The following is a 13,077-nucleotide window of genomic DNA, read 5'->3' as shown; positions in this document are numbered from 1 at the left end:
TCCTTTATTTGACCTTTCAGCATAAACGCTAATCGCACGTAACGCCTTGCTTTCATATTCCAGTTGTCGCCGCGACGACATTTCGCTAAAGTCACGCCCCTTCTTCACTGGCATGGGGATTTTAAGGTGTTTATCGGATTTGATTACGGTACGGCAAACTGCTCGGTCGCCATTATGCGCGACGGGCATCCACAGTTGCTGACAATGGAGAATAACAGCGTATTACTGCCGTCTATGCTGTGCGCGCCGACGCGCGAAGCGGTGAGCGAGTGGCTGTATCGCCATCATGATGTGCCGGCAACGGACGAAGAAACCCAGGCGCTGCTGCGCCGCGCGATACGCTACAACCGCGAGGAAGATATTGAGGTTGGCGCGCAAAGCGTACAGTTTGGTCTGGCGTCGCTGGCGCACTATATTGACGATCCCCAGGAGGTCTGGTTTGTCAAATCGCCGAAATCCTTTTTAGGCGCCAGCGGCCTGAAACCGCAGCAGGTCGCGCTGTTTGAAGATTTAGTCTGCGCCATGATGGTACATATTCGTCATACGGCGCACAGCCAATTGCCGGAGGCCATTACCCAGGCGGTGATCGGTCGCCCGATCAACTTTCAGGGACTGGGCGGCGATGACGCGAACCGCCAGGCGCAGGGTATTCTGGAGCGGGCGGCAAAACGCGCCGGTTTTCAGGAGGTGGTATTCCAGTACGAACCGGTTGCGGCGGGCCTGGACTACGAGGCTACGCTGCGGGAAGAGAAGCGTGTGCTGGTCGTGGATATTGGCGGCGGCACCACCGACTGCTCCATGCTGCTGATGGGGCCGCAGTGGCGTCAGCGCGCCGATCGTGAAAACAGCCTGTTGGGGCACAGCGGTTGCCGCGTGGGCGGAAACGATCTGGATATCGCGCTGGCCTTTAAAAATCTGATGCCTTTGCTGGGCATGGGCGGCGAAACCGAAAAAGGTATCGCCCTGCCGGTGCTGCCGTGGTGGAACGCCGTCGCGATTAACGACGTCCCGGCGCAAAGCGATTTTTACAGTAGCGCGAATGGTCGTCTGTTGAACGATTTGGTTCGCAACGCGCGTGAAGCAGACAAGGTCGCGTTGCTGCTCAAGGTCTGGCGTCAGCGGCTTAGCTACCGCTTGGTACGCTGCGCGGAAGAGAGCAAAATCGCCCTTTCCGGCCAGGCGGATGTTACGGCGAGGCTGCCATTTATCAGCGATGACCTAGCGGTCGCTATCAGCCAGCAAGGACTGGAAGCGGCGCTGGATCAACCGCTGGCGCGTATTCTGGAACAGGTGCAACTGGCGATGGACAGCGCGCAGGAAAAACCAGATGTCATCTATCTGACCGGCGGCAGCGCCCGTTCGCCATTGATTAAAAAAGCGCTTTCCGAACAGCTACCGGGCATACCCGTCGCTGGCGGCGATGATTTCGGCTCCGTCACCGCAGGACTGGCGCGCTGGGCAGATGTCGTTTTCCGCTAAGCGCCTCGCAAGCCCAGCGCTGATGGATTGACATTATTCTTGATGTGGCTTAACGTCAGGAGTGAGCGTAAGGGAGGATTCCTCCTCCCCCTGGTGTCTTAGTAAGCTGGTAGGCTAATCACTAAGAGTATCACCAGTATGATGACTACCTTCATCATAACCCTTTCCTTATTTTGGCCCCTTCCTCGGGAGGGGCTTTCCCGTTTCAGCGTCCTGCTGAAATCGGTGGCTTACCTTCATTGCCGTGCCGCCACTTTACCGCACTCCGGCGCGTTAACGATTTTCACCGATGAGAGTTGCGTAGCGCCTCGCAAAGCGGGTCGCCATTCAGAATAATCCCGACCGTGTTCCATAATTCCTCCATTTTTCTCCCTTCCCTGCTGACTACAATACAGGGAGCAACATTCCGCAAAACGTTTCAGGATGAGAAACTTATACCGATGAAAGGCAGTAATACTTTCCGCTGGGCAATAGCGATTGGGGTTGTAGTGGCCGCCGCATTCTGGTTCTGGCATAGCCGTAGCGAAAGCCCGACCGCCGCGCCGGGCGTCGCCGCGCAAGAGCCACATACCGCCGCCGCAGGTCGCCGCGGTATGCGCGACGGCCCTCTGGCGCCGGTACAGGCCGCGACCACGACCACGCAGGCCGTACCGCGCTATCTGAGCGGGCTGGGTACCGTGACCGCAGCGAATACCGTTACGGTGCGTAGCCGCGTGGATGGTCAACTCATCGCCCTGCACTTTCAGGAAGGTCAGCAGGTCAACGCAGGCGATCTGCTGGCGCAAATCGATCCCAGCCAGTTTAAGGTCGCCCTGGCGCAGGCTCAGGGACAGTTGGCAAAAGATAACGCTACGCTGGCGAATGCGCGTCGTGATCTGGCGCGCTATCAGCAACTGGCAAAAACCAATCTGGTTTCCCGTCAGGAACTGGATGCGCAACAGGCGCTGGTCAACGAAACCCAGGGAACCATTAAAGCGGATGAAGCCAATGTCGCCAGCGCGCAGTTACAGCTCGACTGGAGTCGTATCACGGCCCCGGTCTCGGGACGCGTGGGTCTGAAACAGGTGGATGTCGGCAACCAGATTTCCAGCAGCGATACCGCAGGTATTGTCGTCATTACGCAAACGCATCCGATTGATCTCATTTTTACTCTGCCGGAAAGCGATATCGCGACCGTGGTTCAGGCGCAGAAAGCGGGGAAAACGCTGGTCGTAGAAGCCTGGGATCGGACTAACTCGCACAAATTGAGCGAAGGTGTGTTGCTCAGTCTGGACAACCAGATTGATCCCACAACGGGAACGATCAAAATTAAAGCGCGCTTTACCAATCAGGACGATACGCTGTTCCCCAATCAATTTGTGAACGCCCGGATGCTGGTCGATACCGAACAAAATGCCGTTGTGGTGCCTGCCGCGGCGGTGCAAATGGGCAATGAGGGCCACTTTGTGTGGGTGCTGAACGACGAAAATAACGTCAGCAAGAAGCGGGTAAAAATCGGTATTCAGGATAACCGAAACGTGGTGATCAGCGCAGGCTTGTCGGCAGGCGATCGCGTCGTTACCGATGGTATTGATCGGCTGACGGAAGGCGCAAAAGTCGAGGTTGTTGAGCCGCAAACCACCGTGGCGGATGAAAAATCCTCTTCCCGCCATGAAGGTCAAAAAGGAGCGCGCGCCTGATGCAGGTATTACCTCCGGGCAGCACGGGCGGCCCTTCGCGTCTGTTTATTCTGCGCCCCGTGGCCACCACTCTGCTGATGGCAGCGATTTTACTCGCCGGGATTATTGGCTATCGCTTCCTGCCCGTCGCCGCTTTGCCGGAGGTCGACTACCCCACTATTCAGGTTGTTACGCTCTACCCTGGCGCCAGCCCGGATGTCATGACCTCCGCCGTCACCGCGCCGCTTGAGCGCCAGTTCGGCCAGATGTCAGGACTGAAGCAGATGTCGTCGCAAAGTTCCGGCGGCGCGTCGGTGGTGACGCTACAGTTTCAGTTGACGCTGCCGCTGGACGTTGCCGAGCAGGAAGTACAGGCGGCGATTAACGCAGCCACCAATTTATTGCCTTCCGACCTGCCGAATCCGCCGATTTATAGCAAAGTCAACCCGGCGGACCCGCCGATTATGACGCTTGCCGTCACCTCAAACGCAATGCCGATGACCCAGGTAGAGGACATGGTAGAAACCCGCGTGGCGCAGAAGATCTCGCAGGTCTCCGGCGTCGGACTGGTGACGCTTGCCGGCGGGCAGCGCCCTGCGGTACGCGTAAAACTGAATGCTCAGGCTATCGCCGCGCTCGGTCTGACCAGCGAAACGGTCCGTACCGCAATTACCGGCGCCAACGTCAACTCGGCGAAAGGCAGTCTGGATGGCCCCGAACGGGCGGTGACGCTTTCTGCTAACGATCAGATGCAGTCTGCCGACGAATACCGCAGGCTTATCATCGCGTATCAAAACGGCGCGCCGGTACGGCTGGGCGATGTCGCCACCGTCGAACAGGGGGCGGAAAATAGCTGGCTCGGCGCATGGGCGAATCAAGCTCCGGCTATCGTGATGAACGTTCAACGCCAGCCCGGCGCCAATATCATTGCGACAGCGGACAGCATTCGCCAGATGCTGCCCCAGCTTACCGAAAGCCTGCCGAAATCGGTGAAGGTCACGGTCCTGTCCGATCGCACCACCAATATTCGCGCTTCCGTGCGCGATACCCAGTTTGAACTGATGCTGGCGATCGCGCTGGTCGTCATGATTATCTATCTGTTTTTACGTAATATTCCCGCCACAATTATTCCCGGCGTCGCCGTACCGCTGTCGCTTATCGGCACCTTTGCGGTGATGGTGTTTTTGGATTTTTCCATTAATAACCTGACGCTGATGGCGCTCACTATCGCCACGGGTTTCGTGGTGGACGATGCGATTGTGGTGATCGAGAACATCTCGCGCTACATCGAAAAAGGAGAAAAACCGCTGGCGGCGGCGCTCAAAGGCGCGGGCGAAATCGGCTTTACCATTATTTCCCTCACCTTTTCCCTGATTGCGGTACTGATCCCGTTGCTCTTTATGGGCGATATTGTTGGTCGACTGTTCCGCGAATTTGCGGTGACGTTGGCGGTAGCGATTTTAATCTCCGCCGTCGTCTCTTTGACGCTCACGCCCATGATGTGCGCGCGTATGCTCAGCCAGCAGTCTCTGCGTAAACAAAACCGCTTTTCCCGCGCCTGCGAGCGGATGTTTGACCGCGTGATCGCCAGCTACGGACGCGGATTAGCGAAAGTGCTCAACCATCCGTGGCTTACATTGAGCGTGGCATTCGCCACGCTCCTGCTCAGCGTTATGCTGTGGATAGTCATTCCGAAAGGGTTCTTTCCGGTACAGGATAACGGCATTATCCAGGGGACGCTGCAGGCGCCGCAATCGTCATCGTATGCCAGTATGGCGCAACGTCAACGCCAGGTGGCGGAGCGGATATTACAGGACCCGGCGGTGCAAAGCCTGACGACTTTTGTTGGCGTAGACGGCGCTAACCCCACGCTCAATAGCGCGCGCCTGCAAATTAACCTCAAGCCGCTGGATGCGCGTGATGACCGCGTGCAGCAGGTGATCTCCCGGCTGCAAACCGCCGTGGCGACGATTCCCGGCGTGGCGCTGTATCTCCAGCCGACGCAGGATTTAACCATCGACACGCAGGTCAGCCGCACGCAGTATCAGTTTACCCTGCAGGCCACGACGCTCGATGCGCTCAGCCACTGGGTGCCAAAACTGCAGAACGCGCTACAGTCGTTACCACAGCTTTCCGAGGTAAGCAGCGACTGGCAAGATCGAGGATTAGCGGCCTGGGTGAATGTCGACCGCGACAGCGCCAGCCGTCTGGGTATCAGCATGGCGGATGTGGATAACGCGCTCTACAACGCGTTCGGACAACGCCTGATTTCAACGATTTATACCCAGGCGAACCAGTACCGCGTCGTGCTGGAACATAATACTGCCAGCACGCCGGGTCTGGCGGCGCTGGAGACGATTCGCCTGACGAGCCGCGACGGCGGCACCGTACCGCTCAGCGCGATTGCCCGCATTGAGCAGCGCTTCGCTCCGCTCTCTATCAATCATTTAGATCAGTTCCCGGTTACGACATTTTCGTTTAACGTGCCGGAGGGCTATTCGCTCGGCGATGCGGTGCAGGCGATTCTCGATACGGAAAAAACGCTCGCCCTGCCAGCGGATATTACAACGCAGTTTCAGGGCAGTACGCTCGCCTTCCAGGCGGCGCTGGGCAGCACCGTCTGGCTTATTGTCGCCGCCGTGGTGGCGATGTATATCGTGCTCGGCGTGCTGTATGAGAGTTTTATCCATCCGATTACGATTCTCTCAACGCTGCCTACGGCGGGCGTCGGCGCGCTGCTGGCGCTGATCATCGCTGGTAGCGAGCTCGATATTATCGCCATTATCGGCATTATTTTGCTGATCGGCATCGTGAAGAAAAACGCCATCATGATGATTGACTTCGCCCTCGCCGCCGAACGCGAACAGGGGATGAGTCCGCGCGACGCTATCTTCCAGGCCTGTCTGCTGCGTTTTCGACCGATTCTGATGACCACGCTGGCGGCGTTGCTCGGGGCATTGCCATTAATGTTGAGTACCGGCGTTGGCGCGGAATTACGTCGCCCGTTGGGGATCGCGATGGTAGGCGGCTTACTGGTCAGCCAGGTATTAACTCTGTTTACCACACCGGTGATTTATCTCCTGTTTGACCGCCTGTCGCTGTACGTGAAAAGTCGCTTTCCGCGCCATAAAGAGGAGGCGTAGATGCGCTTTTTCGCCCTTTTCATCTACCGCCCGGTCGCCACCATTTTGATTGCCGCCGCCATTACGCTGTGCGGCATTCTGGGCTTTCGTCTGCTGCCGGTCGCCCCGCTGCCGCAGGTCGATTTCCCGGTGATTATGGTTAGCGCCTCGCTGCCGGGCGCCTCGCCGGAAACCATGGCTTCGTCGGTGGCGACGCCGTTGGAACGCTCTTTGGGACGCATTGCAGGCGTCAATGAAATGACCTCCAGCAGCTCGCTCGGCAGTACACGCATTATTCTCGAATTTAATTTCGATCGTGATATTAACGGCGCGGCGCGCGACGTGCAGGCCGCCATTAACGCCGCGCAAAGCTTGTTGCCAGGCGGAATGCCCAGCCGCCCGACTTATCGCAAGGCCAACCCGTCCGACGCGCCGATTATGATTTTAACGCTTACCTCGGAGAGCTGGTCACAGGGCAAACTGTATGATTTCGCCTCTACCCAACTGGCGCAAACCATCGCGCAAATTGACGGCGTCGGCGATGTTGACGTCGGCGGCAGCTCCCTGCCCGCAGTACGTGTAGGCTTAAACCCGCAGGCGCTCTTTAACCAGGGCGTCTCGCTGGATGAGGTCCGCGAAGCGATCGACAGCGCCAACGTACGCCGACCGCAAGGCGCAATTGAAGATAGCGTCCACCGCTGGCAAATCCAGACCAACGACGAACTGAAAACCGCCGCCGAATATCAGCCGCTGATTATTCACTATAACAACGGCGCGGCGGTACGCCTGGGCGACGTCGCCAGCGTCACCGACTCGGTGCAGGATGTCCGTAACGCCGGGATGACGAACGCTAAACCCGCTATTTTGTTGATGATCCGCAAGCTGCCGGAGGCCAATATTATTCAGACGGTCGACGGCATCCGGGCAAAACTGCCGGAACTGCGGGCAATGATCCCCGCCGCTATCGATTTACAAATCGCCCAGGATCGTTCGCCGACGATTCGCGCATCGCTGCAAGAGGTAGAAGAGACACTGGCTATCTCTGTTGCGCTGGTGATCCTGGTGGTGTTTTTATTCCTGCGCTCCGGGCGCGCCACGCTAATTCCCGCCGTCGCCGTTCCCGTTTCGCTCATCGGCACCTTCGCCGCCATGTATCTGTGCGGCTTCAGCCTCAACAATCTGTCGCTGATGGCGCTGACTATCGCGACCGGATTTGTCGTTGATGATGCCATTGTGGTGCTGGAAAATATCGCCCGCCATCTGGAGGCGGGAATGAAACCTTTGCAGGCGGCATTACAGGGTACGCGAGAAGTTGGGTTTACGGTCATCTCCATGAGTCTGTCGCTGGTGGCGGTATTTCTGCCGCTGCTGTTAATGGGCGGCCTGCCAGGACGATTATTACGGGAATTCGCCGTTACCCTCTCGGTGGCGATTGGCATTTCGCTGGTGGTCTCGCTCACGCTGACGCCGATGATGTGCGGCTGGATGCTTAAATCAAGCAAACCGCGCACCCAACCGCGTAAACGGGGCGTTGGCCGTCTGCTGGTCGCCTTGCAACAGGGTTACGGCACGTCATTAAAATGGGTGCTTAACCATACGCGTCTTGTCGGTGTGGTTTTTCTTGGCACCGTTGCGCTGAACATCTGGCTTTATATCGCCATCCCTAAAACATTCTTTCCGGAGCAGGACACCGGCGTGTTGATGGGCGGTATTCAGGCTGACCAAAGCATCTCTTTCCAGGCCATGCGCGGCAAGCTGCAGGATTTTATGAAAATTATTCGCGACGATCCGGCGGTGAATAATGTCACTGGTTTTACCGGCGGATCGAGGGTGAATAGCGGCATGATGTTTATTACGCTGAAGCCGCGCGGCGAACGCAAAGAGACGGCGCAGCAAATCATTGATCGACTGCGAGTCAAACTGGCAAAAGAACCTGGCGCCAGGCTGTTTCTGATGGCGGTACAGGATATTCGCGTCGGCGGGCGGCAGGCTAACGCCAGTTACCAATATACGTTGCTGTCTGACTCTCTGGCGGCGCTGCGCGAATGGGAGCCGAAAATACGCAAAGCGCTCTCGGCCCTGCCGCAACTGGCGGACGTAAACTCCGACCAGCAGGATAACGGCGCGGAGATGAACCTTATCTACGACCGCGACACCATGTCACGGCTGGGTATTGATGTTCAGGCCGCAAACAGTCTGTTAAATAATGCTTTCGGCCAGCGGCAAATTTCCACCATTTATCAGCCGATGAACCAGTATAAAGTGGTGATGGAAGTCGATCCGCGCTATAGCCAGGATATCAGCGCGCTGGAGAAAATGTTCGTTATCAACCGTGACGGAAAAGCGATTCCCCTCTCTTATTTCGCCCAATGGCGGCCCGCCAATGCGCCGCTGTCGGTGAACCATCAGGGACTTTCCGCGGCGTCCACGATTGCCTTTAACCTGCCGACCGGCACATCGTTATCGCAGGCGACAGAGGCCATTAATCGCACCATGACGCAGCTTGGCGTCCCCTCGACGGTACGCGGCAGTTTTTCCGGAACGGCGCAAGTCTTCCAGCAGACCATGAATTCACAGCTTATTTTGATAGTGGCGGCGATCGCTACCGTCTACATTGTGCTGGGGATACTGTACGAAAGCTACGTCCATCCACTGACCATTCTCTCTACTCTACCATCGGCGGGCGTTGGGGCGCTTCTGGCGCTGGAACTCTTCAATGCCCCTTTCAGCCTAATCGCCCTGATAGGGATCATGCTATTAATTGGCATTGTGAAGAAAAACGCCATTATGATGGTCGATTTTGCGCTTGAAGCGCAACGAAGCGGCGGCCTGACGCCGGAACAAGCCATTTTCCAGGCCTGCTTGTTACGCTTCCGTCCAATAATGATGACCACGCTGGCGGCGCTGTTCGGCGCACTGCCATTGGTGTTATCTGGCGGAGACGGTTCGGAATTACGGCAGCCGTTGGGGATAACCATTGTCGGCGGTTTGGTCATGAGCCAGCTTCTGACGCTCTATACCACGCCAGTGGTGTACCTCTTTTTCGACCGTCTGCGGCTGCGTTTTTCGCGTAAAAATAGCAAACCGGTAGTAGAGATATGACAGAACTTCCTGACAACACCCGCTGGCAACTCTGGATTGTGGCATTCGGCTTTTTTATGCAGTCGCTGGATACCACCATCGTCAACACTGCGCTGCCCTCCATGGCGAAAAGCCTGGGGGAAAGCCCGCTGCATATGCACATGGTAGTGGTGTCATATGTTCTTACCGTCGCCGTGATGCTCCCCGCCAGCGGCTGGCTGGCAGATAAAATCGGCGTGCGTAATATTTTCTTTGCCGCCATTGTGCTGTTCACGCTGGGTTCGCTGTTTTGCGCCCTCTCCGGCACGCTTAATCAACTGGTATTAGCGCGGGTTTTACAAGGCGTAGGCGGCGCGATGATGGTGCCGGTCGGACGCCTGACGGTCATGAAAATCGTGCCGCGCGCGCAATATATGGCGGCAATGACCTTCGTCACCCTACCGGGACAGATCGGGCCGTTACTCGGCCCCGCGCTGGGCGGGGTGCTGGTGGAATATGCTTCATGGCACTGGATCTTTCTGATCAATATCCCGGTGGGAATTGTCGGCGCTATGGCGACCTTTATGCTGATGCCAAACTACACCATAGAGACCCGGCGCTTTGATCTGCCGGGGTTCCTGCTGTTAGCTATCGGCATGGCGGTACTCACGCTGGCGCTGGACGGTAGTAAAAGCATGGGGATTTCGCCCTGGACATTAGCCGGACTTGCTGCGGGTGGCACGGCAGCCATTCTGCTCTATCTCTTCCATGCCAAAAAAAACTCAGGCGCGTTATTCAGCCTGCGATTGTTCCGCACGCCCACGTTTTCACTGGGGTTGCTGGGCAGTTTTGCCGGGCGTATCGGCAGCGGTATGCTGCCGTTTATGACGCCGGTCTTTTTGCAAATTGGTCTTGGTTTTTCACCGTTTCATGCCGGTTTGATGATGATCCCCATGGTGCTGGGCAGCATGGGAATGAAGCGGATTGTAGTGCAGATAGTTAACCGTTTTGGCTATCGTCGGGTTCTGGTGGCGACTACGCTCGGACTGGCATTGGTTAGCCTGTTGTTTATGTCGGTCGCGCTGCTCGGCTGGTATTATCTCCTGCCGCTGGTACTGCTTTTGCAGGGAATGGTGAACTCGGCGCGCTTTTCTTCCATGAACACCTTAACGCTAAAAGACCTTCCCGATACGCTGGCCAGCAGCGGCAATAGCTTATTATCGATGATTATGCAGCTCTCGATGAGTATCGGCGTCACTATTGCCGGAATGCTGCTGGGTATGTTTGGCCAACAGCATATCGGGATAGACAGTAGCGCCACACATCACGTCTTTATGTACACCTGGTTATGTATGGCGGTTATTATCGCGCTACCAGCGATAATTTTTGCCCGCGTGCCGAACGATACACAGCAAAACATGGTCATTTCACGGCGTAAAAGGAGCCTGTAATGAAAGTCTGGCGGCCCGGAATCACCGGCAAGCTGTTTCTGGCGATCTTCGCCACCTGCATCGTGCTGCTGATCAGTATGCATTGGGCCGTGCGCGTCAGTTTTGAACGCGGATTTATTGACTATATCAAACACGGCAACGAGCAGCGGCTACAAATGCTGGGCGATGCGCTGGGCGACCAGTACCAGCAACACGGCAACTGGCGTTTTTTACGCAACAACGATCGCTTCGTTTTCCAGATTTTGCGTTCATTTGAGCATGACAACGACCGCGATAAACCCGGCCCCGGTATGCCGCCGCACGGTTGGCGCACCCAATTCTGGGTCGTCGATCAAAATGGCCGGGTGCTGGTCGGCCCACGCGGTCCGGTGCCGCATGACGGTACTCGTCGGCCCATTCTGGTCAATGGCGCCGAAGTCGGCGCGGTTATCGCCTCTCCTGTCGAGCGGCTGACGCGCAATACGGATATTAATTTTGATATGCAGCAGCGGCGCGCCAGCTGGATGATCGTGGCGTTATCAACGTTGCTGGCCGCGCTGGCGACATTTTTGCTGGCGCGTGGCCTGCTCGCCCCGGTCAAACGGTTGGTCGAGGGTACGCACAGACTGGCGGCGGGGGATTTTACCACGCGCGTGACCCCAACCAGCGCCGATGAGCTGGGAAAACTGGCGCAGGATTTTAACCAGCTTGCCAGCACGCTGGAAAAAAACCAGCAGATGCGCCGCGACTTTATGGCGGATATTTCCCACGAACTGCGCACGCCGCTGGCGGTATTGCGCGGCGAACTGGAAGCCATTCAGGATGGCGTTCGCCAGTTCACGCCAGAATCGGTTACCTCGCTACAGGCGGAAGTCGGTACGCTTACCAAACTGGTTGACGACCTGCATCAGCTGTCGTTGTCTGACGAGGGCGCGCTGGCTTATCAAAAAACGACCGTCGATCTTGTTCCCCTGTTGGAAGTCGCTGGCGGCGCGTTCAGAGAGCGCTTTACCAGCCGGGGGCTAACGCTACATTACGCGTTGCCGGATAGCATGACCGTCTTCGGCGACCCGGATCGCCTGATGCAACTGTTTAATAATCTGCTGGAAAACAGTTTGCGCTACACCGACAGCGGCGGCGGCCTGCATATTTCCGCCGAACAACGCGACAAATCATTATTCCTGACCTTTGCCGATTCTGCACCGGGCGTCAGCGATGAACAGTTACAAAAGCTTTTTGACCGTTTTTACCGCACGGAAGTGTCCCGTAACCGCGCCAGCGGCGGTTCTGGACTGGGGCTGGCGATATGCGTCAATATTGTACACGCGCATAACGGTCATCTTCACGCCGCTCATTCGCCTTTTGGCGGGGTTAGCATTACAGTAGAGTTACCGCTGGATCGCGATTTACAGAGAGAAGTATGACTGAATTACCCATTGATGAAAACACGCCGCGCATTTTGATTGTTGAAGATGAACCCAAGCTGGGTCAGCTGCTTATTGACTACTTACGCGCGGCGAGTTACGCCCCCACGCTCATCAATCACGGCGACAAGGTACTGCCGTATGTGCGTCAAACGCCGCCGGATCTGATTCTGCTGGATCTGATGCTGCCGGGTACCGATGGTCTGACGCTATGCCGGGAGATTCGCCGTTTTTCCGACATCCCCATTGTGATGGTCACAGCCAAAATTGAAGAGATCGACCGGCTGCTGGGGCTGGAAATCGGCGCCGATGATTATATCTGTAAGCCTTACAGCCCGCGCGAAGTCGTGGCCCGCGTGAAAACCATTTTGCGCCGCTGTAAACCGCAGCGCGAACTCCAGCAGCAGGATGCCGAAAGCCCGTTAATGATTGATGAAAGCCGCTTTCAGGCCTCCTGGTGTGGTAAAGCGCTGGATTTAACCCCCGCTGAATTCCGCCTGCTAAAAACCTTATCGCTTGAACCGGGTAAAGTTTTTTCCCGCGAGCAGTTGTTAAACCACCTCTACGACGACTACCGTGTGGTGACCGACCGTACCATCGACAGCCATATTAAAAACCTGCGCCGCAAGCTGGAATCGCTGGATGCCGAACAGTCATTTATCCGCGCGGTCTACGGGGTGGGATATCGCTGGGAAGCGGATGCGTGTCGCCTGGTATAATGATTATTGGCATAACAATAACAAAGTCGTAAGACGATATTTTCCGCCAACGCTATTCTGGCGGAATTAACACACTGTCCTCTTTCCTTTGGCCGAGCGGTATCCCGAAAACCACGACGAACGCGATCGGAGACAATAAATTATTTGGCCGCTCTTTTTAGTTTACCGATATACTGTGAGTAGTT

General features: G+C 56.6%; 8 protein-coding genes. 7 read left to right on the top strand and 1 reads right to left on the bottom strand.

Annotated features, from left to right (window positions below; genetic code table 11):
* The first annotated feature begins 126 nt into the window (after nucleotides 1-126).
* Nucleotides 127-1,479, top strand: a complete 1,353-nt coding sequence (gene yegD, locus ACLJNW_RS00625) for a molecular chaperone (RefSeq protein WP_023203957.1) — start codon at nucleotides 127-129, stop codon at nucleotides 1,477-1,479.
* A 98-nt stretch (nucleotides 1,480-1,577) separates the two neighbouring features.
* Here yegD and ACLJNW_RS00620 read toward each other — a convergent pair whose 3' ends face one another.
* Nucleotides 1,578-1,637: a type I toxin-antitoxin system Ibs family toxin gene (locus tag ACLJNW_RS00620; RefSeq protein WP_105887528.1), complete on the bottom strand. Its 60-nt coding sequence runs from the start codon at nucleotides 1,635-1,637 to the stop codon at nucleotides 1,578-1,580.
* Nucleotides 1,638-1,919: 282 nt separating this feature from the next.
* Between ACLJNW_RS00620 and mdtA the strand changes: the two genes are divergently transcribed.
* From mdtA to baeR, 6 genes are read left to right on the top strand one after another with little or no spacing between them, the layout of a single operon-like run.
* The gene (gene mdtA, locus ACLJNW_RS00615) at nucleotides 1,920-3,158 is read left to right on the top strand and encodes a multidrug efflux RND transporter subunit MdtA (protein ID WP_024154560.1); all 1,239 of its coding nucleotides are present in this window, start codon (nucleotides 1,920-1,922) and stop codon (nucleotides 3,156-3,158) included.
* Nucleotides 3,158-6,280 (top strand): multidrug efflux RND transporter permease subunit MdtB, encoded by a 3,123-nt coding sequence (gene mdtB / locus ACLJNW_RS00610; RefSeq protein WP_001197786.1) that lies wholly within the window; start codon nucleotides 3,158-3,160, stop codon nucleotides 6,278-6,280. Before mdtA ends, mdtB begins: the two co-directional genes overlap by 1 nt.
* Nucleotides 6,281-9,361 carry a multidrug efflux RND transporter permease subunit MdtC gene (gene mdtC / locus ACLJNW_RS00605; protein WP_001210077.1) on the top strand — a complete coding sequence of 1,027 codons (3,081 nt, stop codon included), beginning with the start codon at nucleotides 6,281-6,283 and terminating at the stop codon, nucleotides 9,359-9,361.
* Nucleotides 9,358-10,770 carry an MFS transporter gene (locus ACLJNW_RS00600; RefSeq protein ID WP_001523543.1) on the top strand — a complete coding sequence of 471 codons (1,413 nt, stop codon included), beginning with the start codon at nucleotides 9,358-9,360 and terminating at the stop codon, nucleotides 10,768-10,770. The genes mdtC and ACLJNW_RS00600 overlap by 4 nt, the downstream gene beginning before the upstream one ends.
* Nucleotides 10,770-12,173, top strand: coding sequence for a two-component system sensor histidine kinase BaeS (gene baeS / locus ACLJNW_RS00595; RefSeq protein ID WP_000870077.1), 1,404 nt, complete (start codon nucleotides 10,770-10,772; stop codon nucleotides 12,171-12,173). Before ACLJNW_RS00600 ends, baeS begins: the two co-directional genes overlap by 1 nt.
* Complete coding sequence (gene baeR / locus ACLJNW_RS00590) at nucleotides 12,170-12,892, top strand: two-component system response regulator BaeR (RefSeq protein ID WP_000137854.1); 723 nt, start codon at nucleotides 12,170-12,172, stop codon at nucleotides 12,890-12,892. The genes baeS and baeR overlap by 4 nt, the downstream gene beginning before the upstream one ends.
* The last annotated feature ends 185 nt before the right edge of the window (nucleotides 12,893-13,077 follow it).

This window comes from Salmonella sp. SAL4457 (genome assembly GCF_046548235.1).
GTDB classification, from domain to species: domain Bacteria; phylum Pseudomonadota; class Gammaproteobacteria; order Enterobacterales; family Enterobacteriaceae; genus Salmonella; species Salmonella enterica.
Note: the sequence above shows the minus strand (reverse complement) of the source record. Positions and strands in the feature narration are given on the sequence as shown.